Raw genomic sequence first — 22388 nt, 5'->3', positions numbered from 1 at the left:
ACGCCGTCGAGCGCCGTCCCATCACGCCCGGTCGACGCCGAGGTCGGCGGGCGGGGGCGCTGCCCCCTGCGCACGGCGCGGCCGTCCGGGCGGCATCGCCGTGTGTGGCGTGGCATCGTGGGGGCATGGCGATCGAGGTGCGACCTGCTTCGGACTTCGAGGATGTCCGGGCCGTGATCGGCCCGAAGTCGGCCGGAGCCAATGTCTGCTGGTGCCTGAGCTACCGGATCCCGTCCAAGCTCAACCAGGAGCTGCGTGGGCCGGCGCGCGGTGAGTACGTCGCCGAGCTGTGCCGCGGGCAGCTTCCTCCCGGGGTGCTCGCCTACGACGGCGACGAGCCGGTCGGTTGGGCCGCCGTGGCTCCGCGCTCGGACACGTCGTTCGCCCGCAGCCGCAGGATCCCGCACGTCGACGATCTGCCCGTCTGGTCGCTGTGGTGCATCCGTGTGCGGCCCGGTCACCGTAAGAGCGGCATCTCGCACGCTCTCATCGCCGGGGCGGTGGAGTTCGCACGCGTCGGCGGCGCGCCGGTGATCGAGGCGTACCCGATCGACAGCGGCGGCGCGAAGGTCGACATGACGATGGCGTACGCGGGGATCAGTAGGAACTTCGAGCGTGCGGGGTTCACCCACGCCGCCGACACCACCTCGGTGCTGGCCGGCTTTCCGCGGGTCCTGATGCGGTTGGACCTGCGCTGATACACGGGATTCGCAGGTCTCGGCCGGCTTCTCAGGTCGCCCGGGGCCAGGAGCGCAGCAGCGCGTTGATCCTTCCGGCGGTGCAGGTGGGGTCGATGAGGAGGTCCTTGAGGGCGATGGCGTCGTCGCGGGTGGGCTTGACCGTGATGCCGGCGGCTTCCAGGTACATGACTCCGGTGGCGGCGGCGACGGCCATGTTGGAGCGCTCCAACCAGCGGCAGCGACCCAAGGTGTGGACGAGAGCCGCGGCCTTGGCGTACGGGCTGTCGTAGACGGCCTGCTCGAAGATCTCGGCGCGGTGGCGGGCGACGGCGGCTACGGGGACGCCGTAGTCGTCGGGGGCGGGATCGTTCGCTCCGGCCGCTTCCGCGACCTGAAGGATCCACGGAACGTCGATGTGCAGTTCCATCAGGCGGCGCGCACCCCGGGGGACGCCTGCTCCGCGTTCTCGGCTTCGTCGAAGACGTCCTGGTGCTCCGTGAGGAACCGGGCCGCGGCGTCCACGGCGCGGGCGCGCAGGCCGCTGGCGTCGTCCTGCACCAGGCGGGCGAGGTAGTCCCCGATGCTCAGACCGAGGTCGGCGGCGCGCTTCTTCGCCAGTTCCGCGACGTCCTGATCCACTCGCGCACCAAGCTGTGTCTTCGCCATACCGTGCATGGTAACAGATGTTACCAACCGGATGCCACGCCGCGTATCACTCGGTGGGAGGAGCCTGCCCGGCGCGGCGCCGGGGAAGGCGAGAGCATGAGCGAGGAGCTCGCCCGGTGCTCAGAGCGGTCCCCTCGCCCGTCCGGTCACGGTGGCCGCCCGCGCGACGACGAGCACCTCGGGTCCTCCCCCACTGGCCTGTTTGCGAGGGAGCAGCACATGACCGAGGCTCGAACTGACAGGGGCGATGGGACGATGCCGACCGGGTCGGATCGCGGCTCTGGCGAGGTCGCCGACCTTCGGCGCACGGGGATCGATCCGGATTTCTGGTACCCGGTGGCCGTGTCGGGAAGCGTCCCCAAAGGAGGGACTTTCCCGGCCGTGTTCGCGGGTGAGCGGATCGCCCTCTACCGAGGTGAGGGCGGGACGGTCTACGCGCTGGAGGATCGGTGCGCCCACCGTCAGGTGCCGCTGAGCATGGGTGTCGTGGAGGGCGAGGCGCTGCGCTGCTGCTACCACGCCTGGACCTACCGGGGAAACGGTCGTATCTCGCAGATCCCCTATCTGCCCAAGGGGACGGATCGGCCGCCGCGCGGTGTGCGCGCCTATCCGGTCCGCGAGGCGTACGGCCTTGTCTTCGTCTTTCCCGGCGATCCCGACAAGGCGTTCGGGTCCGGGCTCCCCGAGCTGCCCGCGTTCCACTCCCCCGGGCACAAGACCATGACCTTCTCCCGCAGCGTGCGCTGCCACTACACGTTCATGCACGAGAACCTGCTGGACATGAATCACCAGTTCCTGCACCGGGGCGTGCTCGGCAGAATCCAGCCGAAGCTCCTCGGGTACGAAACGGGTGCGAACTTCGTCGAGGCGCGGTACCTGTTCGTACCGGGCGGGGGCAGGAAGGACCGCGGTGCGGGTCTGCTGTCCGCCGAGGGGATGAACGGCGGCTCGACGCCCGACGTCATCACCGTCCGCTCCCAGTACCCGTACCAAACCCTGCAAGCGGTCCCCGAGAACGCCACGCTCCCGGCGTTCTCGCTGTGGGCGGCGTACGTTCCCCAGGATGCCGAGCAGCGCGTCAACCACACCTTCGGGCTGCTTTCGATCGCAAAACCGTCCATCCCGGGGGCCCTTCATCTCGCATGGCCGTTGATCCGGCGGTTCACCGAAAGGGTCTTCGCCGAGGACCGGATGGCCGTCGAGGCGGAACAGCGCGCTTGGGACGAGCAGGGTGCGGACTGGAACCAAGAGGTGTTCCCGCTGATCCTCCACCTCCGCGACATGCTGCGATCCAACGGTGTCCCACTCCGTCCGACACCCGCGGCCACCCCTGGGTCGTGCGGGGGCGCCGCGGGACTCTCGTCGTCTCCCACTCAGGGCTGAGGCGCCGACGGGGACAGGACCGAGGAGTCGGCGGTGCTCGCGGAGCTTCGTGGGTCAGTCCTGCGGGGGTTGCTCCGTGACGCGCGTTCCCGGGTGCGCCAGTGCGCACAGGAAGGCGATGGCCAGCGCGATCGCCATGCCGTAGAAGACCCACTGGTTGGCCTCGGCGAAGTCCATGCGGATCGCGTCGCCCGCGCCTTGCAAGGCCTTTGCCACCGGCCCGTCGCCGGTGGGGCCCTGGCCGTCCGGGTGGCCGGTGATCGCCTCGGCGACGTGGCCGGCCGTCGCTTCGGCCTCGGCCGGCGGCAGGCCGCGTTCCTGGAGGGTCGAGGTGATCCGGTCCGTGGAGACGTGGGTGAGGACGGTGCCGAAGACGGCCATGCCGACGGCGGCCGCGTAGTTGCGGACCGTCTGCGTGATCCCGGTGACCTCGCCGTACGAGGCGCCGATGGAGCGGTTGACGGCGTCGGTGGAGGCGGGGGCCAGCAGGAATCCGATGCCGGCGCCCGAAATGGCCGCGTACGGCCACTGGTCGTGCATCGACAGGTCGGTCAGCTTCTGGGCCCAGAGAAAGAAGCCGACCGCCCCGAGCGCGCAGCCGATCTTCATGGCCGGGCGGGCGCCCCGCTTGTCGAGAATCTTGCCGCCCCACTGGGAGGCGAGACCGAAGCCGAGGAAGAAGTACAGCAGGAACAGCGCGGCCTGGTTGGGCGAGGCGCTCAGTGAGACCTGGGCGTACACGGACGCGAAGAAGAACACCGGGACGAAGGCGAGCATCGCGAAGAACAGCACGAGGCTGTCGACCGTGAAGGCCCGGTCCCGGAAGACGTCGAGATTGACCAGCGGGTGCGCGGTGCGCCGCTCGTAACCGATGCACAGCACCAGAATCACGAGACCGCCGACGATGCAGGCCCAGGTCGTGACACTGCTCCAGCCCCAGGCCGACGCCTGCTGGAAGCCCAGCACGCTCAGCCCCATGCCGGTGGCGACGAGCACGGCACCGACGACGTCCAGCCGCTCCGGACGGCGCTTCTCGGGGATCCGGGCCAGCACGGTGAGCACGATCGCGACGACGGCGACCGGCACGTTGACCCAGAAGATCGCCCGCCAGGTCCATTGGGTCAGCCAGCCGCCCAGCAGAGGACCGATGGCGGTCAGGGCGCCCGACAGCCCGAAGAACAGGGCGAGGGCCCGGCCGCGCCGGTCGACCGGGAAGACGGCGACGACGACGGCCAGCGCGGCGGGGAACATCAGGGCGGCGCCGAGACCTTGGGTGGCGCGGAAGATGATCAGCCATGTCTGTGCGAAGTCGCCGGCGGGCGCGCAGCCGCACAGCACGGACGAGACGACGAAGAGCAGGGTGCCCAGCAGCATGATCCGACGGTGCCCGAAGAGATCGGAGAGCCGTCCGCCGAGGGCGAAGAAGGCAGCGAGGGCGAGCAGGTAGGCGTTGACCACCCATTGCATGCCGGAGGCCGACAGGCCGAGCTCGTCGGTGATGCTCGGGGCGGCGATGGACACGATGGTCTGGTCGATGAACGTCATCGAGACCGCGAAGAGCATGGCCGCGAGGGCGAGCTTCTGGCGGGGCGCCTGCGCGGTCGCGGCGCCGGACGGCCCGGACGGCGTGGAAGTACCAACCATGTAGGGATGATCTCCCCGCACCGCCGCACGTGCATGCCGGGCGACGCCGCGCCGGGACCGTGGGCGGGGCTGCCCGGCATGACGGTCCGTGCTCTCCCCGCTCCCGACGCGCCGCTTGCGACTCTCTCCCCCGCTGCCCCGTGTCGCGTCGGAGGCCGGTGCCGGAAGGCGGCGTAGGAGGGCGCGCCTCGGCGCCCCTGTGATCGCGCGAGGGCGGGTCCTTGCCGAGGCCGTAAAGCGGTGGACAGCCCTGCGGCGCTGAGCGATCATCTCCGCGATGAACAGCGAACCCCCCTCCACCCCCAAACGCGTCCGCTTCGTCGAGCTCAGCGCAAAGGCGCTGAGGGCGCTTGCCGACGGTGACCTCGCCGGCGGCAGCGCCGAGGCCGGGGTCGACCTCGACGAACACTTCGTCGGCGAGCGAGCCCGCTGGATCTTCGGCTATCGCGCCGACCAGCTCGCCGGGAACCCGTCCGTCGCGCCCTGGATCACGCGGGCCGCGGTGTCCGAACCGGACGGGACCGTCGTCGGCGACGCCGGGTTCCACGGGCCGCCGGACGAGGCGGGCGTGGTCGAGGTCGGCTACACCGTCGTGCCCAAGTACCGTCGCCAGGGCTACGCCCGCGCCATGCTGGCGGCGCTGCTCGTCAGGGCCGCCGCCGACCCCGATGTCAGGACCGTGCGGGCCACGATCAGGTCCGACAACGACGCCTCCCTGGCCACCATCGCCGGCTTCGGTTTCACACGCGTCGGCGAGCGGGGCAACGAGCACGACGGACTCGACATCGTCTTCGAGGTCCCGGCAGACGCGATCCAGGCCGGGTAGCTCCACGACCTCCGGCGCAATGGTGATCGCGCCGGGCCACGCCGCATGTGGAGCCGGGCGGCGGCCATGGGATTCGACGAACAGGCCGTCACGGGGCGAGGCGACCGTGCTCGTCGCGGCTGTTGACCGTACGGCTGTGGCCGACGAGGAAATCTGTTTGTCCCACCGTGTCGCAGGGGTGAAGCTCGCCCCATGACCACAGGTTTCATCGTGCGCCCCGCCCGGCCCGCCGACGCCCGGGCCTTGGCCGAACTGCGTTGGACGTTCAAGCAGGAGGACCACGAAGGGCAAGCGCCGACTCCCGCTCGGCCTCCGCACGAGGCCGAGCAATGGATCCGCGACCGTCTCGACGATGGCCGCTGGCTGGCCTGGGTGGCCGAGAGCGGAGGCGAGATCTTCGGTCACGTCTTCCTGTGTCCGGTGGAGCGGATGCCGGAGCCCTACGGCGACGACAATCCGCTCGGCTACGTCACGAACTTCTTCGTCCTGCCGTCGCAACGCAACAAGGGAGCAGGCTCGGCGCTCCTCGAAGCGTTGAAGCGGCATTCACGCGGCACCGGTTTCGAGGGTTTGATCGTCTGGCCGTCCGAGCGCAGCACCCCGCTCTATCGGCGCTCCGGATTCCATCCTCCGGAGGAACTGCTGGAACTGCTGCTCGGCACATGATGAGTTCCACGTCCGGATCGGCGTTCAGGGCACCAGCTCCGCCATCGTGGCAAGCGGTAGCGACGGGTTGGCGGCCGCGGCTTCGACGACCTGCCACTCCGTGTCCGTGAGCAACTCGGCGATGACCTGCGGTGGGAGGGCCGGATGGCCGGCGGCGACGGGCCTTGCCTGTCTGTCCGTCAGACAGGCGAGCAGTGCCGGGGCGGTCGCGTGGCGCTGCCGTGCCACCTCCCGAAACGCCTTCCGCACCGGTGGTTCGTGACGTGTCAGATCCTCCAGCAGCGCCGGGGACGCGTCCGGGTTGGTCGCGACCCGGGCGATGACCCGAACTCCGTGCCGGTCGACCATGGCGCGCAACTGGGCCTCGGAGAGACCCGGGTGCCCGGCGATGGACTTGACCACCTTCGCGTCGGGGTCGACGGCCAGCGCGTCGCGAATCTCCGGCGGCAGATCGCGTCGTTGGGCCACGAACATCCGGACGGCCGGGTTCGGCGACGCGGCCAACTCCTCGACCTCGGCGGGCGAGGCCGCGGCGATCCGCGGCAGCAGTGTGGGGCCGATCTTGGTCGTGGCGGTGAGGTCGGTGAGCACGTCGAGGGGCACGTGTGGGTTGTGCGCGAGCTTGCGCTGCACGTCGTGGCCCCGGTCGGCGGCCAGTACACGGATGAGGGCGTCGTCGATCGCGGAGTTCTCGGCCAGGTCGGCTCGGACACCGGGGTGATCATCCGCGGCGAGCCGTTCGTACGCCTCCGAGGGCAGGTCAGGGCAGACAGCGAGAACTCCGCGGAGGAGCGGGGATGGATGGTCGGCGAAGCCGACGACGGCGTCGGCGGGTGTGGCCCGGTTCCGTAGTGCCGCCTGCCGTATGTCATGGACGGTGGACTCGTGGGACCCGTCGCAGGACGCGCCCGGCAGCAGATCACAGTCGAGTCGGGGGCATTCCGGATGATGCACGTACGGAGTCTCTTCACGGTCGCAGACCAGACACCGCTCCGCGGGAGGCAACCCCTCGCCGGTGATCAGCGCCGCCAGCACGGCCGGGGGCGTCGCCTCGTTGGCCGCCACGGCGCGGCGGACCTCGGCATGCGGGTGGCTCGCAAGCCTGACGGCGACTTCCGGCGTGGTCCACAGAGCGAGCTCCGCCACGACACGTACGTCGGTGTCCGAGGCGAGCGTCTCCGCCACGTCGAGCGGGAGGCCGGGGCAGGCAGCCAGCCGCTCCCGACGCTGGACCACCGGATCCGTGGCGAGACGGCGCGCCCATCCCGGGCGACCGGCACCCTCATGGAGCAGGGCGAGGGCGGCCTGCGGCTGCGCTGCGGGATCGATGTCCGCGGCGGTCAGCTTGTGCTCGCAGGCGAGTTGCCCCGCGCTCTCCTCGACACCCGACACCAACGCGACCGCCTGCGCATGGCTGAGGTCCTCGCGACCGGCCAGCGCTGAGGCGATGTCATGGTCGGTGTGGGCGAGCGCGATGAGCCGGTCGACCAGCTCGGACGGGAGTGCGGGGTTGGCGGCGAGCCCGCACAGAACATGGTTCACAGAGGGCATCCTGCCTGGCAGACGACCGAGTGGCTCGCGAATTTCGACGCGGGCGAGGCGCCGTGCGGTGGGTTCCGGCGCCACCTCACAAGCCCTCCCGCGCGTCGCCGTCCTCAGGGGTGCGGTGACTCCGTGTGCTCCAGAGCCTGCCGGGCGGCCAGGTAGCCCGCGATTCTGAACGCGAGGTCGTGGGAGCCGAACTCCTCTGCCCGGGCCCGGCGCAGCACCGCATGAGCGGCGGTCACGACTCCGTGCTCGGGCCGGCTCAGCTGCTCCTCGATCCCCTCGGCGATCGCCGCGAAGAAGCCGGGAAGATCGCCCCGGGGCTCGTACTCCACCGTCAGCCCTTCGGCCACCTCGAAGGAGAAGCCCTCCGCCGCGGGCTCGAAGTCCACCTCGATCTCTGCGAAGTGCGGCGCGCAGTTCTGTCGTTGATGCAGGATCCGCACGCCACGAATCGGGTACGGCGGGAACCGGCGCGGCGCTGACGTCACGCCGGAACAGTACCTCTCCCGCTCGGCGCCGCCCCCTCAGCAGAGGAGGGAGCGGCCGGTGGGTGCCAGTCGGAGCACCTGGGGGGCTGATGTCTGCTCGTGCTCGATACCCGGCAGGATCTCGTCCCGCGCGAGGGGATGGATCCGGAGTTCGGCAACGTGTCGGCGATGAGCCTCCTCGTCCGGGTACGAGGTGATGACCACGGTGACGTTCTCTCCCGTACGGACCGGCAGTCTGGTGAAGGTGTTGTACTCCGTCTCCGTGGTCAGGACGGCGAGCGGCGCCGGTCCCGTCTTCTGCAGGACGGGAAGGAGGCCGTCCCTGATCAGTGCGGTGCCGTCGGGCCGTCCGGGCGGGAAGGACCACACGGTGGCGGACACGAACCGGTCCGGTGCGGGAGCACCCACACGTGGCCGCTCCGCCGGGGAGACGGGGAGACGGTTCGTGGCGGGCAGGGGACGCAGCAGCAGCACGTCGTCGGAGTCGATCATGGTGGCGTTGGCCTGGGGTCCGTGCTCGGCCCAGACGGGGCCGCCGTAGAAGGCCGTCAGTGCGCGGTGACGTACCGCCATGTCCTGGAATCCGCGCAGCCAGACGAAGCGGTCCGGATCGTCGAGGTCCCGGAACTGGCCGAGCACGATCATCCCCGTCTCTTCCTGGGGCTCGACGAACTCTCGGTCGAAGAGTTCGATGAGCTCGTCGAGCCGACGGGGACGCAGGGTGTACTGACGAAGCTCGATCACCGCGGGGTGGCCTGCGGGGTCGGTGGAGGGCACGACGGGCTCCTGTTCGATGGTTCGTCCCGGATGCGGTTCCCGGCTCGTTCGCTCGGAGCCTGGGCGCGGATCGACGGTATGCAAGCCGTGTGCCAGGGGCTGTCAGTGTTTCCGAGGAGAATGCGTCCATGTCTGCCGGTCGATTGCTGTCGCTGCTGCTGTTGCTGCAATCCCGAGGCCGCATATCCGCACGCGGCATCGCCGACGAGCTGGGGGTGTCGGTGCGGACCGCCTACCGCGACGTGGAGCGTCTGCAGACCGCCGGGGTCCCGGTCTACGCGGAGCCCGGCCGCAGCGGCGGCTACCAGCTGCTCGACGGCTACCGCACACGCCTCACGGGGATGAGCGAGGGCGAGGCGCGGGCGCTGCTGTTCGCCGGACTGCCCGGGCCCGCCGCCGATCTGGGCTTCGCGGCGGAGGTGACGGCGGCACGGTTGAAGCTGCTGGCCGCGCTCCCGACGGGACTGCGCGAGGAGGCGGCGCGGACCGCGGCGGTGTTCCACCTGGACGCACCCGGCTGGTATCGGGAGCCCGAGGAGACGCCTCATCTGCCCCTGTTCGTCGACGCGGTGCTCACCGGACGTGCGGTGGACGTGTGCTACCGCCGCTGGCGCGTACCGCAGGAGGTGAATCGGCGCCTTCGCCCCTACGGCCTGGTACTCAAGTCCGGTGTCTGGTACGTCGTGGCCGCCACGAAGAGCCGGATCGCGACCTATCGGGTCACTCAGGTCCTCGACGCCGTGCTCAGCGACGAGCGGTTCGAACGGCCGCAGGGATTCGACCTGGGCGCCTACTGGTCCTCGTATCTCGAAGACTTCCAGAGCCGCCGCTACACCGGCACGGCCACGATCCGGCTGTCCCCGCGCGGGTTGCGGCGCCTGCCGGACAACGTCCCGCCGGAGGTGGCACGCGCCGTCGAGTCCACCGCGACCGCCGTCGGTGACGAAGGGTGGGTCGAGGCCGTCATCCCGACGGAGAGCGTCGATCACGCCTGCGGCGAACTGCTGCGGCTCGGCGTCGACGTCGAGGTCGTCGCACCGCCCGAACTGCGCCAGGCCATCGCCACCACCGTGGACGTACTCGCCCGGTCCTACGGACAGCGCTGACGTCTGGACGCGCATCCGGGGGCGTGGCGGCGCGGACTGCTCGACCAATCGACCAGGGCGCCGCTGTGGCGGGCGGGGGCTCTCCGGCCGATGGCTAGGGCAGAGTGCCGCCGGCATTGCGGATCAACTGCCGGAGCACCTTGAGAGTGGTGACGTAGTCGACGTCGTCGATGCCCTGGTGGAGGCGGCCGCGGATCGCCGGGGCATGCCGCCTGACGTCGGCCCGAGCCTCGTCCCCTGCCTCGGTGATCCACAGCCGTCCCCTGTCGTCCTGCGTGAGCCAGCCGCGCTCAACGAGGATCTCGGCCTCGGCCTTGAGGTCGTCTTCGGGCCTGATGTAGGTGCTCATGGCCTGCCGGAGCTCGGGGATCGTCATGCCGTGGCCGTCGGGCGAGATGTCATCCTTCGACAGATTGCGCAGCAGCCAGAACTGAGGCTGAGTGACGCCGAGTTCGGCCAGCTCGGCTCGGGTGGACGCGATGAGGGCTTCGTAGGCCAGTCCGGTCCAGTACGCGGCCGGCTGCGCGGCGAGGGCGGCGTCAGTACGACCCGAGTCGGTGTCGGTGCCGGTGTCGGAGAGGTGTTGCGTCGTCATGTGCGGTGCTCCCTATCGAAGGAATCCCTTGGCTTGAGCACCGTAGAATCTGAAGTTTGGTTGAGGTCAAGAGTCGACGGGAGCCTGCGGCGGCACTCGGGAGAAAGGTGCGGTCTGTGCCCCGGTGGGTGATTGACTACGCCGCATGAACAAGGCGCAAGCATTCCCTGCGTGCATGGCGGCCGGGCCGTCGGGGCGTTCCGGTCGGGTTGTCGGCCGGTACTCCTTCGACCGGCAGGGGGACCTGTCGTGACCGGCGGCGGTACGCCGTCGGAGCCGGGGCCCGTCCCGGCGGACCGGATTGCACCTCCGATCGACCCCGAACTGCGTGTGGTGCTGGCCGGTTTCGGGGACGAGGCGAGGGAGCCGTTCACCCCGGAGAACCTCGCTGCCCGGCAGGAACTGGATGCGGCCGTCCGGCCCAGGCCGACGGTCGATGATCTCCGGGCCGGCGGCCGCTTCGAGGTGGATGAGCTACGGGTGCCGGGACCCTCGGGCGAGCGGGACGTCACGCTCGTGAGTGCACGGCCCGCCGGGGTCTCCGGGCCGCTGCCGCTGCTGTACTACATGCACGGCGGCGGAATGATCATGGGCAATGCCGAGTCCGTGCTGCCACAGCTCCTTCACGAATGGGCCGCCACCATGGAGTTGGCCGTCGTCTCCGTCGAGTACGGGCTGGCACCGCAGGTGCAGTACCCCGGACCTGTGGAGGACTGCTACGCCGGACTCACCTGGGTGGCCGCACACGCGGCGGAACTGGGCATCGACGCGGACCGCATCGTCATCGGAGGGAAGAGCGCCGGCGGTGGACTCGCCGCCGCGCTCGCGCTGCTGACCCGTGACCGAGGCGGTCCCACACCGATCGGGCAGCTGCTTCTGTGCCCCATGCTCGACGACCGTAACGACACGTTCTCCAGTCACCAGATGGCCGGCGTCGACACCTGGGACCGGACATCCAACGCGACCGCCTGGCGGGCACTGCTGGGCGACCGGTGCGGTGCGGCGGACCTGCCGCCCTACGCGGCTCCTGCCCGCGCCACGGATCTGTCGGGACTCCCGCCGGCCTACATCGACGTCGGGTCGGCGGAGACGTTCAGGGACGAGGACGTCGCGTACGCCAATGCCCTCTGGCAGGCCGGCGGCCAGGCCGAACTGCATGTGTGGCCCGGGGGCTTCCATGGCTTCGACACCTTCGCGCCGGAGGCGGCTCTCAGCGAGGACGCCCGCGCCGCCCGCACACGCTGGCTTCGACGGATCCTCACGCAGTCCGGAGTGAACGGCGAGCCCGGCCGCTGACCACCGTTCGACGGCGGGGGAACCTTCCGGTCCCCTGTCGTCCGTGCCTCGCAGTCGCCTGGGCCCGCGGTGGTGGCTCACCTGAATGGAACGCGCGTCGGGTCCGGCCTCGGACAACGGCCGACGGCAGCCTGGCTGTCATGCGGGACAACGGCGTGATCAGCGAGGCGCGGGCCGGTGCGGCAGGCCGAGCACGGCGGAGCCGGCCAGTGGGCTCGGTCGCCGGCAACCCGCTGCCATGGCTCGCCTGCGTCTCCGCCGCCCTGACACTCGTCCATCTCGCCCTGATCGCGCCGGGTCTCGGGCTCGGCTGGGACGAGACGGTGTACGTCAGCCAGGTGAGCGGGGAGGCACCTGCGGCGTTCTTCAGCGCGCCGCGCGCCCGGGGCATCACCTACCTCGTCGCCCCGCTCGCCGCGCTGACGACCTCCGTCGCGGCGCTGCGCGTGTACATGGCCGTGCTTGCGGGCGGCGGGCTGTTCCTCGCGCTGTGGGTGTGGCGTCGACTGCTGCCCGCGCCCGTTCTCGGGGGCGCGGGCGGCCTGTTCGCCGGCCTGTGGGTGACCCTGCTCTACGCCTCGCAGGCGATGCCCAACCTCTGGGTCGCCTACGGAGCGCTCGCCGCGGTGGGCTGTTTCCTGAGGGCCGTGCGGGACCCGAACGACTGCTGGGCGCCGACCGGCATGGCCGCCGGGGTGGCGTTCGCCGCGCTGATGCGGCCCACCGACGCCGTGTGGCTCGCCCTGCCGCTCGCGATCGCCGCCGTGGCGATGCGCACCAGGCGGCGGCTGCTGGTGGTCGCACTGGGCGCGGGTCTCGCCGTCGGATGCGCCGAATGGATCGTGGAGGCGTACGTCTCGTACGGCGGTCTCGCAGCCCGGCTGCACCGGGCGGGCGAGATCCAGGGCCGACTCGGCTGGTACTTCTCCGTCGACGATCATGTGCGTGCTCTGGCCGGGCGGTTGCTGTGCCGCCCGTGTGACGTGCCCTGGCGGCATCCCGTGGCCACCCTGTGGTTCCTCGTCCTGCCGCTGCTCGTCGCGGTGGGTGTCCGGGCCGCCCTCCGCGCGCGTCGCCACCGTACGGAGCTGGTGGTCGCGACCGTGGTCGGTACGGCGCTCGCCGCCCCCTATCTGTTCGCCGTCGGATACGCGGCACCGCGCTTCCTGCTGCCCGCCTACGCGCTCCTCGCGCTGCCCGTCGCGTACGGACTGGTCCGCGTGTGTCGGCCTCGGCCGCGCGGGCGCCGGATCGTGGTCGGGTTCGTGGTCCTGGCCCTGACCGCGCACACGGCGATCCAGTACAGGGTGGCCGACAGCACGGCCGACCGGGTGCGCCGCGACACCGCCGACCTGGGGCGCGTCGCCGCCGAACTGAACGCCCTGGGCGTGCGGCCGCCGTGTGTGGTCAGCGGTGTGGAGGCCGTCCGCATCGCGTTCCGCGCCGGATGCGCCTCCCGCCGGCCCGATGGCCACGACGAGAGCATCACGCCGGCCCGACTCGCCGCCACCGCCCTCCACCAGCCGGTCGCGATCGTGGTGTGGGACGGGGGCCGGCCCCCGGCGTATCCGGCGGCCTGGCCCGTCCATCCCCTGCCCAGCCTGGGTGATTGGACGGGCCTGCGCGCCTATGTCTCGGGCGTTCGTCCGCCCGGAGGGGGCCGCTGAGCGTGCGGGACGGCCGGCGGCCCCGGACATCCGTCGGAGTCCGGGGCCGCTCCCCTCCGTCGCCGTCAGCCCATGCCGTTCCCGTCGCCCCCTTCCTCGACGCCACCGTTGCCGTCGCCGCCTTCCTCGACACCGCCGCCGTCGCCGTCGCCGCCGTCACCCTCGCCGATGCCACCGTCACCGGCACCACCCGCGCCGATCTGGGCACCCACGGCGGCCAGGGCGGTGGTCACCGGCTGGAAGAACGTCTCGCCGCCCGAGGTGCAGTCGCCGCTGCCGCCCGAGGTGAGGCCGACGGCGTTCCCGTCCCGGGTGAACAGGGCGCCACCGCTGTCGCCGGGCTCCGCGCAGACATCGGTCTGGATGAGTCCCGAGACCGTGCCCTCGGGGTAGTTCACGGTCGCGTTGAGGCCGGTCACCTGGCCGCCCCGCAGACCGGTCGTGCTGCCCATGCGGAACACCTCCTGGCCGACCGCCGCATCGGCCGCCTGCCCGATCTCGACGATCTGACCGTCGCCGATGTCCACGGCGCTCGGGGCCTGGGTGTTCGGGTCGTCGTACGTCACGAGTGCGAAGTCGCCCTCGCCGGGGAAGACGGCTTCCTGCACGGTGCCGATCGGATCGCCGTTCTGTTCCTCCGACCACTGCTCGACGGCGACGCCGCAGTGTCCCGCCGTGAGGAAGCCGGGCTGACCGTCCTGGGTGGTGACGTTGAAGCCGAGCGAGCAGCGCGAGCCGCCGCCGAAGATGGCGTCACCGCCCTCGAGGAAGGGCTTGAACTCGCCCTTGGACTTCTGGATCCGCGCGACACCGTCGCCCAAGGCGCGTACCGCGCCCTCGACCTTGTCCCAACGCTCGCCGGTGACGGTGCGGTCGGCGGTGACGATGACCTGGTTCGTCCTCGGGTCGATGGCCCACGCGGTGCCGGGAACCGACGCCTTGTCGCCCAGCGAGTCCATCGCGGAGACGAGTGCCGAGCGGCTGTTCTGCACGCTGCGTGCGACGGCGCCGGCCCTGGTGACCTCGACGTTCACGTTGTTGTCGTCGCCCACGACGTTCACGACGAGCTGCTGCTTGCCGGCGTCGTAGTACGCGCCGCCGTAGGAGTCGCCGAGCTGCTTGCCCAGCTGCTGCAGGAGTTGTGCGGCCGATGCGGCGCTCATCTTTCTCGGCGAGCCCGACTGCTCCCCCGCACCGTCCTGCGAGGCATTGGCCTGCGGCAGCAGGATCGCCGCCGCGACGATTCCCACCGCCCCTGCCCCCGCGAGAACGGCCTTCCGCTTGGGTATTCGCCTGTGACTCAACTCTTCGCCTCCTGTGTGGGGGTACGGACTGCGATCGCCGCGAGGGCGACCGGGGGGACGCGTCCGGCCTTTCATACGGGGGCGGGAGGAGATCTGTTCATCGCCTCCGCAAAGAAGTGAGAAAGAGACGAGCCGGTGCGGCACTTCCCGACGGGGTACGTTCCTCTCATGTGCCACTACGCCGAGCACCCCTACAAGCTGCACTACGCGTGCGTTCCCTGCCGCGTCGCGTTCAAGCGGCACCCCGGGGCCGACGGGCACCGATGCCCTCGATGCTCCGAGCCCATGCTCTGCGCCGGCCACGACTTCGCGGCCCCACGGCGTCGAGACACCAAGGCATGGAGTGTGGTGGCCGTCGTGCTGAACGCGGGGCTGCGCTATGAGGGGCGCGAATCCTGCGGCTGCGGCAAGGAACCCAAGTTCCGCCCCCGTACCCGCGCCCAACTGCGAGCACGCCGAATCGCGGCAGCCCGAACCGGCACTCCACTGGCCGACATGCTCGGCCGCACGGATCCAGAAGTCTCGTCGTAGGGTCTGCGGCTGTACTGCCGGTGTCCGACCGTGACTCAGCGGCTTCCCGTGCGCCGAGTCCGCGGGCCACTCACTCGTGGTCGACCGCTCTCTGGGCGAGCCGGGCGTGTCGGCAGGGTCCGGTGAACACGCGGCCGAGTTGGTCGTCCAGCGCGGCGAGCGTCGCCGTTCCCGGTGTGCCGTCCGGGTCGACGTGGGTGTGCAGGGCGAGGCCTTCCGTGTACGCGACGATCCGCCGGGCCTGGTCGTCCGCGTCGACGCCCTGGACGACCTCGCCGCATGCCATGCCGTTCACGACGGCCTGGGCGACGCGTGAACGGATGCCCGCGAGCGTCTCTCGCTGGACGGCGGCGAGGCGGGCGTCGTGTGCGGCCTGCCCGGCGAAGGCGAGTCGGACCAGGAACTCGGCGCGGCGGGCGTCGTCGAGCGGAATCAGCTCGGCCAACGCCTGCCGAAGCATCTCGGCGATGGTGCGCCCCTCGCCCTCACCCCGGGCCACCAGTTCGTCCACTCGTGCGGTGAAGGACCCGTTGACCCTGGCGAACGTGGCCGACAACATCTCGTCCTTCGCCGTGAAGTAGTGCTGCACCAGGCCCACGGACATGCCCGCCTCCGCGGCGGTCCGCGCGACGGTCACGGCGGCGAGGCCGTCCCGCACGATCAGGCGTTGGACGGCATCGGTGATCTGCCCGTGGCGGGCGTCATGGTCGGCGGTTCTCGGCACGAGAGGACGGTACCGCGTGCTATAACCGTACGCCTATATTGTTATCGGAAGGGAGCCTCCGATGATCCGACGACGCTCAACCCGCCTGTTAGGTCTGGCACTTGCTCTTGCCTTTCTGCTGCCGCCCGGCATGGCCAGCGCAGGCCGGGCCGCCGAAGCACAGTCGGCCGGACGCCACCGCGACCCCGCGCTGCAGGCCCTGGTCGACAAGGTCGTGGACGACCCGAACCCCAACCCGGGAGCGTTCCTGCTCGCCCGCGACGGCCTGACCGACCGCTTCGGCGCGGCCGGCGTGGCCGACAGGGCCACCCGCATGCCGATGGCACCGGAGCTGAAGTTCCGCGCCGGGAGCGTGACCAAGACCTTCACCGCGACGGTCGTCCTGCAACTCGTCGCCGAGCAGCGGTTACGACTCGACGACACCGTGCAGAGCCTGCTGCCCGACCAGGTCCGCACGGACAACGCACTGTCCAGCGCGCCCATCACCGTCCGCCAACTGCTCAACCACACGAGCGGGCTGTACGACTACATCGACGGGCTGCTTCCGCACTTCCGCAGCCTCGACCAGTACTGGCCCCGCGAGCAGCTGATCGGCATCGGGCTTGCCCAACCCCGGTACTTCCCGACTCCCGGCACCCGGTTCCGTTACTCCAACACCAACTACCTGCTGCTCGACCTGATCGTCGAACGGATCACCGACCGCGATCTGCGCACCAACCTCGAACGCCGCCTCTTCGAGCCTCTCGGGCTGCGGGACACCTCGTACCCGCTGGCGCGGACGACCATCGGCGGAGCTCACGTCCACGGCTACGCGGACGTCTCGTTCCTGCTGCCGAACGCGCCGGACGCCACGCGATTCGACGTCACCGGGGTCAGCCCGTCCGAGGCCGGCGCCTCGGGCGCTCTCGTGACCACCGCGGCCGACGTCACACGCTTCTACCGGGCCCTGCTGCAAGGCCGTCTGCTGCCTGAGCCCCTCCTCCGCACCATGCTCACCGACACCGTCCCCGCGACCGGAAGCGCCCCACCGGTCGTCGCCTACGGCTTGGGCATGTACGTCTACGCCACCGAATGCGGCCTCGCGTACGGCCACGGCGGCACCGCACCCGGGTTCCAGACCTTCGCCCTCAACACCCGCGACGGTCACCACCAACTCGTCGCCCACACCAACTGGAACTCGCTCGTCGATTCGGGAATCGACAAGGACTTCTGGGCTGCCTTCCAGCAGGGGTACTGCAGCGATCCACGATGACCGGACGCCCGCGGGCGTGGCTGGCGGTCCGGCCTTCCGGAGGGCTGGGCTCCAGGCGGGGGAACGGCGGCCCCTCTGTGGCGCCGGCCCCGCGCCGAGAGTTCTCGGATGGCTGCCAGGTGATCCTTTTCGGATGAACCTGGAGCGAACCCCGCTTAGGACGGGGCGCGGCGCGGGTAGTCCGGAACGTCGGAGGACACCATCCGCACCCCTGATCACGAGGCAGGCACCATGTCCCAGGGCACAGCCCGAGGAACGGAGAGCGACGAGTCGCCTCGCGTCACCGAGGAGGTGCGACGGCTCCTCCCCCTTCGTCGTGCGTTCGGCGGGGTCCGGACCGGGCCGGGATCGCGACCCGTCCAGCGGTTCCGCGACTGCACGCACCTGTGCGACCGGCAGCGGGATCGATCGCCGGGGCGAGCGGCGCACGACAGGCCGGTGCCGCCGCGCTCGTGCGATCCGGAGAAGGGCCGTCCGTGACGCTCGACGACCCCATGCCCGCCGACCTGCAGCAATGGGTCACCCGTCGTCTGCCCGGCCCTGCGCATGCCATGGACGTTCTCGACGTCTCCTGGCCGCGCGGCGACTCCAGGGTCTGGCGCGTGGCGTCCGGCTCGGAAACGGCCTACGTGAAGTTGAGCCCGACCCCGGAGGACTTCGCGCGCGAGGTGCGTGGCTACCGACATGCGGCCCACTGCCTCGCCCCCGGTGAGGCCCCTCGTCTCCTGGCCTCGGATCTCGCTCTGCGGGCCGTCATGACCTCGCCGCTGCCGGGCCACGTGGTCCGTGGGTTCCCCCTCACGGCCGATACCGAATCCCGCGTACACGAGCTCGCCGGCCGGCTGCTCAGACGATGGCACGACCACCCCGTCCCGGCCGCCCCCGGCGTACGCGATGCCATCATGACGTCGGTCGCCCAGAAGGCGGATGAGGCGACAGCCTGTCTGGCGCGCACCTCCGGGTACCTCACCGACGCCCAGCGTGACCTGGTCGGGCAAGTGGGCCGAGAGCTGCCTCGGCTGGCCGCGGATCTCCCGCTGGTCTTCCGGCACGGCGACTACTCGACGCGCAACTGGCTCTGGGATCAGAAGCGTGGCACCCACAGTCTGATCGACTTCGAGAAGTCCGACCACGGGATCGCCGTCGAGGACTTCGTATGGCTGTGCTGCGGGGCCTGGCCCACGAATGCGGATCTCAAGCCCACTTTCCTCGACGGCTACGGCCGCGGGTTGTCCGACGCCGAACAGCGGGCCCTGCCCCTTTTCACCGCGCGCCTCGGCGCTTCCTACGTCGATGCGGGGGTCACGCAGCAGGAGCCGAAACTCATCTTTCGCGGCCGGATGATCCTCACGCGCATGGTGCACGCCTATGCCTGACCATCCCTCACCTCATGCCGGCCCCGGCGCCCACGTCCCCGTCGGCACGGCCCCCGCAGGCAGGATCAGGGCTCGGGCGAGGGCGTCGGTGACACGGTCGGCGTGGGCGGGCAGGTGACTGGCGGTCCAGGCCCCAGCGAGGTTCAGGAACTCGGTCAGATCGCGTTCGGCCCCTGCGAGCAGCGGGCGCAGCTCGGCGACCGGGAGCTCGATCCGCGGACTGTCGTCCGCATCGGCGTCGACGGTCAGACGGATGGTGTCGCCCAGCCGTTCGGCGATCGGTGAGGGGTCGTGCCCGAATCCGGCCCAGCCGCCGTCGATGACCTCGAACCAGTCCTGGCGCTCGTCCAGTCCGTTGCAGCATCCCGGCGACAGGGTTGTGCCGGTGGCCGTGTCCGTGACCTGGAGTCCGCCCGACGCGAAGAGCGGGTCCATGGTGAGCAGGCCGTGCAGGAAGCCGCCCAGCGGGTCGGCCGGGCGCGGCGGGTGGTGGTCGTCATCGGGGTCGACGTTGTTGCCGGCAGCGAGGGCCATCACCGCGGCGCCGACCTCGGCGGGGCCGAGTTGTCCGCCGAGGGGAAGGAAGCCGTACGGCTCCACCGCGGCGACCGGCCACAGATCGAACCCCTCGGGGACGCACATCTCGAGAACGGGCCGCATGACGATCATCCAGGGATGATGCGGCACGAACACCCGGTGTCGCACACGAATTCCCTGGGCCGACGGTCTCGTCGGGCCACCCCGACATCTCAGGCCACCTCGGACGCCCACGAGGTGGGGCGCCCTTTCCGGTCACCTCGACTCGGCCGTCCACGTGTCGACCAGTCCCGCCCGGGTCTTCGGGACGACGGACTCGGGCGGCTGCGGCAGTCCGACCGTCACCGGAGGCGACTTGTCCTCCTGCACGGCCGCCACCGCGAACCCCAGCGCGCCACCCGCCACGAACGCCGCCGCGGCCATGCCCCATACCTGCCTGCGTGTCATCCTGCTCCTCCCGCGAGCCCGCACCCACCGTGCCACAGCCCGGCGACGAGCACGACGGTCCGGGACGGCATCAGATCTCCGGGAAGTCCGGTGCGATTCCGAGGGTGGGGGCGATCGTTCGCCAGATCGTCGATCTGGCCGTGGCGAGATCGACCCGGGGGTCGTCGAGCATCACGCGGATGCCCAGACCGTCGCAGAGCGCCAGGGTCAGGGTGCTGACCGAGGCGACGTCGCAGTCGGTGAACTCGCCCGAGGCGATTCCTCGTTCGACCGCTCCGCCGACCCAGGTGTGGAGTTGGTCGTAGAGGTCGACGGCGAGGTGACGGGCCGTCGTGTCGCGGCCCGCACGCACCCAGAGCTCCTGCCAGAGCTTCCAGTCCTGGCGGAGTACGGCGTCCGTCGGGAGCATGGTGCTCACGATGCGGGCCAGGACCACGGCCGCCGGGACCTCGTCGGCATCGGCGTCGAGGTCCGTCCCGGTCTGGGCGAAGGAGTGCGTCATCGCCTCGGCGAAGAGCTTCTCGCGGGTGTCGAAGTGGTAGTGCAGCAGGGCCTTCGACACTCCGGCGTGCTCGGCGACCTTGCGCATGCTGATGTTCTCGAAGCCGATGTCGGCGATCACCTCGCACGCGGCCGTGAGGATTCGCTCACGCGTCTCGAGTGCGCGCTCGGCCTTGGTCACGTTGGCTACTCCCCGTGTGGATGCTTGTGGAGCGGGTGGGCGGGCCCGGGCGGCCGGGCCCGCCGGACCATCATCCCTGCTGGTCGCCCGTTCGGGCCGGGTAGGTGTGGAAGCCCCGACCCGTCTTGCGGCCGAGCATGCCCGCGTCCACCATCCGGGCCAGCAGCGGGGGTGGCGCGTACAGCGGCTCCCGGTACTCCGCGTACATCGACCGAGCGATCGCCTGGACGGTGTCCAGACCGATCAGATCGACCAGCGCGAGCGGACCCAACGGGTGGGCGCAGCCCAGGGTCATCCCCTGGTCGATGTCCTCCGCGGACGCCGTACCGGACTCCGCCATCCGCACCGCGGCCAGCAGGTACGGCACGAGGAGCGCGTTCACGACGAACCCCGACCGGTCCTGCGCGCGGATGACCCGTTTGCCCAGGACCTCGGAGGCGAAGGCCCCTGCGCGCCGTACGGTCTCCTCCCCGGTGAGCAGGGACGGTACGAGTTCGACCAGGGGAAGCACCGGTACGGGGTTGAAGAAGTGCAGTCCGACGACCTGAGCCGGCCGCGAGGTGGATGCGGCGAGCCGGATGACCGGGATGGAGGAGGTGTTGGTCGCCAGCACGGCGTCCCTGCGTTCCACCGTCGCGTCGAGCCGGGCGAAGACCTCCAGCTTCGCCCGCTCGTCCTCGGCCACCGCCTCGACGACGAGGTCCCGGTCCGCCATCCGGTCCCACTCCGTGGTCAGCGTGATCCGGCCTGTCGCGGCGTCCCGTTCGGCCGCCGTCAGCTTTCCGGCGGCCTCGGCCCGCGCCAGGGAACGGGTGACTCGGCGCAGGCCGGCCTCCGCGGCCGGCCCGTCCGACTCCACCACCACGACGTCCCGGCCGGCGCGGGCGCAGACCTCGGCGATGCCGGAGCCCATCAGGCCGCATCCCACGATCCCGACCCGTTCGACGTCGGTCATCGGTTTCCCGTCTCCCGCGCGGCCGGCATCTGCAGAACTCCTGTGCCCCGCTTGACCAGTTCACCCGCGACGATCAGACGCTGGATCTCGGAGGTGCCTTCCCAGATACGGTCGACGCGCAGTTCGCGGTAGAGGCGCTCGACGGGGTACGAGCGGTCGTAACCGCGGCCTCCGAAGATCTGGAGGCAGCGGTCGATGACCCGCCCTGACGCCTCGCTCGCCGACAGCTTGGCGATGGCCGCCTTGGCGTGGAGCGTCTTGCGGTCGATCCGGCCCTCGTCGACCTCCCAGGCCACCTGGTGGGTGTAGGCGCGATTGACGGCGATGTCGACGGCACAGTCGGCCAGCATCCCCTGGATCAGCTGGAAGTCGGCGATACGGGAGCCGAACTGACGGCGCTCGATCGCCCAGTCGCGAGCCAGCTCCAACGCCCGCTCGGCCGCCCCGATCGTCCGGGCGGCGATCATCAGCCGTTCCTCGGAGAACCAGGAGCGGGTGATGTCGTAACCGTTGCCCACCTCCCCGAGCACGGCGTCGTCGGGGACGTGCACATCGGTGAAGGTGAACTCGGGGTGCTCGTAGACGAATGTGTGCATCCAGCGGGGCACACGGGTCATCTCGACACCAGGTGTGTCCTTGTCGACGAGGAAGAGCGTCGGGGCCCGCTCCTCCCCCGCCACGGCGAGCACGATCATGAAGTCGGCATGGTCGCCGACGGTGACGAACCACTTCTCGCCGTTGAGCACCCAGCCGCCGGTGGTCCGCGTCGCCGTGGTCCGAAGGCTCTGCGGGTCGGAGCCGGCCTCTCGCTCGCTCACGGCGTAGCAGTCGCGGCGCTGCCCCCGGATCACGGGCACGAGGTAGCGCTCGCGCTGCTCGGGCGTGCAGAAGGAAAGGGCGTTGGCCGGGCGCCACACCATGTCCCACAGGGCGCCGGTGAGCCGGCCCAGCTCCTCCTGCACCGTGACCTGCTCCAGGATGGTGAGGCCCGCGCCGCCCCACTCCGCCGGCATGTTCACCGCCTGCAGACCGCTCTCGAGGACGGCGTCGCGGATCTCGGTGTGGGCCCGCGGGGGCAGACCGTTGTTCTCCTCACAGTCGAGCTCGTACTTCGTGATGAAGTCGGTCAGGGCACGCGCCGAGGCCTTGAGCTCTTCCTGGCGGGCGGTGAGACGGAAGTCCATGTGCTGTCTGTCCTCTGGGTCGGGGTGAAGGTGGGTCTTCAAGGGACGGCGGTC

General features: G+C 70.7%; 24 protein-coding genes. 10 read left to right on the top strand and 14 right to left on the bottom strand.

All coding sequences use genetic code 11. The features are described 5' to 3' along the window. Positions 1-125: 125 nt before the first annotated feature. Entirely contained in the window at positions 126-698 is a 573-nt protein-coding gene (locus tag ACFQ7Q_RS07125; protein WP_383550821.1) for a GNAT family N-acetyltransferase, read from the top strand. Positions 699-729: 31 nt separating this feature from the next. On the opposite strand, the gene ACFQ7Q_RS07120 is transcribed toward ACFQ7Q_RS07125, so the two are convergent. Then, on the bottom strand, positions 730-1107 hold the full coding sequence (locus tag ACFQ7Q_RS07120) for a fic family toxin-antitoxin system, toxin component (RefSeq protein WP_383550819.1): 378 nt from the start codon (positions 1105-1107) through the stop codon (positions 730-732). Next, the gene (locus ACFQ7Q_RS07115) at positions 1107-1346 is read right to left on the bottom strand and encodes a hypothetical protein (RefSeq protein WP_383550817.1); all 240 of its coding nucleotides are present in this window, start codon (positions 1344-1346) and stop codon (positions 1107-1109) included. Before ACFQ7Q_RS07115 ends, ACFQ7Q_RS07120 begins: the two co-directional genes overlap by 1 nt. A 219-nt stretch (positions 1347-1565) precedes the next feature. Here ACFQ7Q_RS07115 and ACFQ7Q_RS07110 point away from each other — a divergent pair, with 219 nt between their 5' ends. Then, entirely contained in the window at positions 1566-2729 is a 1164-nt protein-coding gene (locus ACFQ7Q_RS07110) for a Rieske 2Fe-2S domain-containing protein (protein WP_383550815.1), read from the top strand. 54 nt (positions 2730-2783) lie between these two features. Here ACFQ7Q_RS07110 and ACFQ7Q_RS07105 read toward each other — a convergent pair whose 3' ends face one another. Then, entirely contained in the window at positions 2784-4373 is a 1590-nt protein-coding gene (locus ACFQ7Q_RS07105) for an MFS transporter (RefSeq protein WP_383550813.1), read from the bottom strand. A gap of 277 nt (positions 4374-4650) precedes the next feature. On the opposite strand from ACFQ7Q_RS07105, the gene ACFQ7Q_RS07100 reads away from it, so the two are divergent. After that, positions 4651-5199, top strand: coding sequence for a GNAT family N-acetyltransferase (locus ACFQ7Q_RS07100; protein WP_383550811.1), 549 nt, complete (start codon positions 4651-4653; stop codon positions 5197-5199). Between the two features lie 192 nt (positions 5200-5391). Beyond that, positions 5392-5865 carry a GNAT family N-acetyltransferase gene (locus ACFQ7Q_RS07095; RefSeq protein ID WP_383550809.1) on the top strand — a complete coding sequence of 158 codons (474 nt, stop codon included), beginning with the start codon at positions 5392-5394 and terminating at the stop codon, positions 5863-5865. A gap of 24 nt (positions 5866-5889) precedes the next feature. Here ACFQ7Q_RS07095 and ACFQ7Q_RS07090 read toward each other — a convergent pair whose 3' ends face one another. From ACFQ7Q_RS07090 to ACFQ7Q_RS07080, 3 genes are all read right to left on the bottom strand, one after another. Next, positions 5890-7407, bottom strand: coding sequence for a hypothetical protein (locus ACFQ7Q_RS07090; protein ID WP_383550807.1), 1518 nt, complete (start codon positions 7405-7407; stop codon positions 5890-5892). 113 nt (positions 7408-7520) lie between these two features. Further along, positions 7521-7901, bottom strand: a complete 381-nt coding sequence (locus ACFQ7Q_RS07085; RefSeq protein WP_383550805.1) for a hypothetical protein — start codon at positions 7899-7901, stop codon at positions 7521-7523. A gap of 36 nt (positions 7902-7937) precedes the next feature. Continuing rightward, the gene (locus ACFQ7Q_RS07080; protein ID WP_383550803.1) at positions 7938-8678 is read right to left on the bottom strand and encodes an NIPSNAP family protein; all 741 of its coding nucleotides are present in this window, start codon (positions 8676-8678) and stop codon (positions 7938-7940) included. A gap of 128 nt (positions 8679-8806) precedes the next feature. Here ACFQ7Q_RS07080 and ACFQ7Q_RS07075 point away from each other — a divergent pair, with 128 nt between their 5' ends. After that, the gene (locus ACFQ7Q_RS07075; RefSeq protein ID WP_383550801.1) at positions 8807-9784 is read left to right on the top strand and encodes a helix-turn-helix transcriptional regulator; all 978 of its coding nucleotides are present in this window, start codon (positions 8807-8809) and stop codon (positions 9782-9784) included. Positions 9785-9878: 94 nt separating this feature from the next. Here the strand turns inward: ACFQ7Q_RS07075 and ACFQ7Q_RS07070 are convergent, their stop codons facing one another. Continuing rightward, positions 9879-10379 carry a MarR family transcriptional regulator gene (locus tag ACFQ7Q_RS07070; RefSeq protein ID WP_383550799.1) on the bottom strand — a complete coding sequence of 167 codons (501 nt, stop codon included), beginning with the start codon at positions 10377-10379 and terminating at the stop codon, positions 9879-9881. 249 nt (positions 10380-10628) lie between these two features. Between ACFQ7Q_RS07070 and ACFQ7Q_RS07065 the strand changes: the two genes are divergently transcribed. Continuing rightward, positions 10629-11675 carry an alpha/beta hydrolase gene (locus ACFQ7Q_RS07065; RefSeq protein ID WP_383550797.1) on the top strand — a complete coding sequence of 349 codons (1047 nt, stop codon included), beginning with the start codon at positions 10629-10631 and terminating at the stop codon, positions 11673-11675. A gap of 140 nt (positions 11676-11815) precedes the next feature. Further along, positions 11816-13342, top strand: a complete 1527-nt coding sequence (locus ACFQ7Q_RS07060; RefSeq protein WP_383550795.1) for a hypothetical protein — start codon at positions 11816-11818, stop codon at positions 13340-13342. Positions 13343-13407: 65 nt separating this feature from the next. On the opposite strand, the gene ACFQ7Q_RS07055 is transcribed toward ACFQ7Q_RS07060, so the two are convergent. Continuing rightward, on the bottom strand, positions 13408-14592 hold the full coding sequence (locus ACFQ7Q_RS07055) for a S1 family peptidase (protein WP_383550923.1): 1185 nt from the start codon (positions 14590-14592) through the stop codon (positions 13408-13410). Between the two features lie 222 nt (positions 14593-14814). Here ACFQ7Q_RS07055 and ACFQ7Q_RS07050 point away from each other — a divergent pair, with 222 nt between their 5' ends. Continuing rightward, positions 14815-15177: a hypothetical protein gene (locus ACFQ7Q_RS07050; RefSeq protein ID WP_383550793.1), complete on the top strand. Its 363-nt coding sequence runs from the start codon at positions 14815-14817 to the stop codon at positions 15175-15177. 70 nt (positions 15178-15247) lie between these two features. Here the strand turns inward: ACFQ7Q_RS07050 and ACFQ7Q_RS07045 are convergent, their stop codons facing one another. Then, on the bottom strand, positions 15248-15901 hold the full coding sequence (locus tag ACFQ7Q_RS07045; RefSeq protein ID WP_383550791.1) for a TetR/AcrR family transcriptional regulator: 654 nt from the start codon (positions 15899-15901) through the stop codon (positions 15248-15250). A gap of 130 nt (positions 15902-16031) precedes the next feature. Between ACFQ7Q_RS07045 and ACFQ7Q_RS07040 the strand changes: the two genes are divergently transcribed. Together ACFQ7Q_RS07040 and ACFQ7Q_RS07035 are read left to right on the top strand one after the other, a co-directional pair. Further along, positions 16032-17153, top strand: a complete 1122-nt coding sequence (locus ACFQ7Q_RS07040) for a serine hydrolase domain-containing protein (RefSeq protein WP_383550789.1) — start codon at positions 16032-16034, stop codon at positions 17151-17153. Between the two features lie 476 nt (positions 17154-17629). Next, a complete protein-coding gene (locus ACFQ7Q_RS07035) occupies positions 17630-18529 on the top strand; it encodes an aminoglycoside phosphotransferase family protein (RefSeq protein ID WP_383550787.1) in 900 nt (299 codons plus the stop codon). A 12-nt stretch (positions 18530-18541) separates the two neighbouring features. Here ACFQ7Q_RS07035 and ACFQ7Q_RS07030 read toward each other — a convergent pair whose 3' ends face one another. The 5 genes from ACFQ7Q_RS07030 to ACFQ7Q_RS07010 all read right to left on the bottom strand — a co-directional run bounded on the left by ACFQ7Q_RS07030 (position 18542) and on the right by ACFQ7Q_RS07010 (position 22334). Further along, positions 18542-19198 carry a hypothetical protein gene (locus ACFQ7Q_RS07030; RefSeq protein WP_383550785.1) on the bottom strand — a complete coding sequence of 219 codons (657 nt, stop codon included), beginning with the start codon at positions 19196-19198 and terminating at the stop codon, positions 18542-18544. A gap of 123 nt (positions 19199-19321) precedes the next feature. Beyond that, complete coding sequence (locus ACFQ7Q_RS07025) at positions 19322-19513, bottom strand: hypothetical protein (RefSeq protein ID WP_383550783.1); 192 nt, start codon at positions 19511-19513, stop codon at positions 19322-19324. 70 nt (positions 19514-19583) lie between these two features. After that, positions 19584-20195: a TetR/AcrR family transcriptional regulator gene (locus ACFQ7Q_RS07020; protein WP_383550781.1), complete on the bottom strand. Its 612-nt coding sequence runs from the start codon at positions 20193-20195 to the stop codon at positions 19584-19586. Between the two features lie 70 nt (positions 20196-20265). After that, entirely contained in the window at positions 20266-21150 is an 885-nt protein-coding gene (locus ACFQ7Q_RS07015; protein WP_383550779.1) for a 3-hydroxybutyryl-CoA dehydrogenase, read from the bottom strand. Beyond that, on the bottom strand, positions 21147-22334 hold the full coding sequence (locus tag ACFQ7Q_RS07010) for an acyl-CoA dehydrogenase family protein (RefSeq protein ID WP_383550777.1): 1188 nt from the start codon (positions 22332-22334) through the stop codon (positions 21147-21149). Before ACFQ7Q_RS07010 ends, ACFQ7Q_RS07015 begins: the two co-directional genes overlap by 4 nt. Between the last annotated feature and the right edge of the window lie 54 nt (positions 22335-22388).

The organism is Streptomyces sp. NPDC056527, from assembly GCF_042794475.1.
GTDB lineage: Bacteria > Actinomycetota > Actinomycetes > Streptomycetales > Streptomycetaceae > Streptomyces.
The sequence above is the reverse complement of the archived record's forward strand: the minus strand, read 5'-3'. Positions and strand labels throughout refer to the sequence as shown.

Bases quoted from the DNA above. Each gene is read 5' to 3' on its own strand.
- ACFQ7Q_RS07125 (WP_383550821.1), top strand. From the start codon at position 126: ATGGCGATCGAGGTGCGACCTGCTTCGGACTTCGAGGATGTCCGGGCC.
- ACFQ7Q_RS07120 (WP_383550819.1), bottom strand. From the start codon at position 1,107: ATGGAACTGCACATCGACGTTCCGTGGATCCTTCAGGTCGCGGAAGCG.
- ACFQ7Q_RS07115 (WP_383550817.1), bottom strand. From the start codon at position 1,346: ATGGCGAAGACACAGCTTGGTGCGCGAGTGGATCAGGACGTCGCGGAA.
- ACFQ7Q_RS07110 (WP_383550815.1), top strand. From the start codon at position 1,566: ATGACCGAGGCTCGAACTGACAGGGGCGATGGGACGATGCCGACCGGG.
- ACFQ7Q_RS07105 (WP_383550813.1), bottom strand. From the start codon at position 4,373: ATGGTTGGTACTTCCACGCCGTCCGGGCCGTCCGGCGCCGCGACCGCG.
- ACFQ7Q_RS07100 (WP_383550811.1), top strand. From the start codon at position 4,651: ATGAACAGCGAACCCCCCTCCACCCCCAAACGCGTCCGCTTCGTCGAG.
- ACFQ7Q_RS07095 (WP_383550809.1), top strand. From the start codon at position 5,392: ATGACCACAGGTTTCATCGTGCGCCCCGCCCGGCCCGCCGACGCCCGG.
- ACFQ7Q_RS07075 (WP_383550801.1), top strand. From the start codon at position 8,807: ATGTCTGCCGGTCGATTGCTGTCGCTGCTGCTGTTGCTGCAATCCCGA.
- ACFQ7Q_RS07070 (WP_383550799.1), bottom strand. From the start codon at position 10,379: ATGACGACGCAACACCTCTCCGACACCGGCACCGACACCGACTCGGGT.
- ACFQ7Q_RS07060 (WP_383550795.1), top strand. From the start codon at position 11,816: ATGCGGGACAACGGCGTGATCAGCGAGGCGCGGGCCGGTGCGGCAGGC.
- ACFQ7Q_RS07050 (WP_383550793.1), top strand. From the start codon at position 14,815: ATGTGCCACTACGCCGAGCACCCCTACAAGCTGCACTACGCGTGCGTT.
- ACFQ7Q_RS07040 (WP_383550789.1), top strand. From the start codon at position 16,032: ATGGCCAGCGCAGGCCGGGCCGCCGAAGCACAGTCGGCCGGACGCCAC.
- ACFQ7Q_RS07030 (WP_383550785.1), bottom strand. From the start codon at position 19,198: ATGATCGTCATGCGGCCCGTTCTCGAGATGTGCGTCCCCGAGGGGTTC.
- ACFQ7Q_RS07025 (WP_383550783.1), bottom strand. From the start codon at position 19,513: ATGACACGCAGGCAGGTATGGGGCATGGCCGCGGCGGCGTTCGTGGCG.
- ACFQ7Q_RS07015 (WP_383550779.1), bottom strand. From the start codon at position 21,150: ATGACCGACGTCGAACGGGTCGGGATCGTGGGATGCGGCCTGATGGGC.
- ACFQ7Q_RS07010 (WP_383550777.1), bottom strand. From the start codon at position 22,334: ATGGACTTCCGTCTCACCGCCCGCCAGGAAGAGCTCAAGGCCTCGGCG.